The sequence below is a fragment of the Stenotrophomonas sp. PS02289 genome, assembly GCF_029960115.1.
Taxonomy (GTDB): domain Bacteria; phylum Pseudomonadota; class Gammaproteobacteria; order Xanthomonadales; family Xanthomonadaceae; genus Stenotrophomonas.
Genome location: NZ_JASCOZ010000374.1, coordinates 1 through 261, shown reverse-complemented (window position 1 = coordinate 261; position 261 = coordinate 1). Strand labels below are relative to the sequence as shown.

At 63.2% G+C, this 261-nt stretch carries 1 pseudogene; it reads left to right on the top strand.

Going from position 1 to position 261, the window contains the following annotated elements:
- A pseudogene (tuf, locus tag QMX83_RS21695) lies at positions 1 to 261 on the top strand (elongation factor Tu); the annotation flags it as partial.

Here is a 261-nt window from a genome sequence, read left to right as displayed (position 1 = left end):
AAGTGCGTGAACTGCTGAGCAAGTACGACTTCCCGGGCGACGACACCCCGATCATCTCCGGTTCGGCCCGTCTGGCGCTGGAAGGCGACCAGAGCGACATCGGCGTGCCGGCCGTGATCAAGCTGGTTGAAGCCCTGGATTCCTGGATTCCGGAACCGGAACGCGACATCGACAAGCCGTTCCTGATGCCGGTGGAAGACGTGTTCTCGATCTCGGGCCGCGGCACCGTGGTGACCGGTCGTATCGAGCGCGGCATCATCA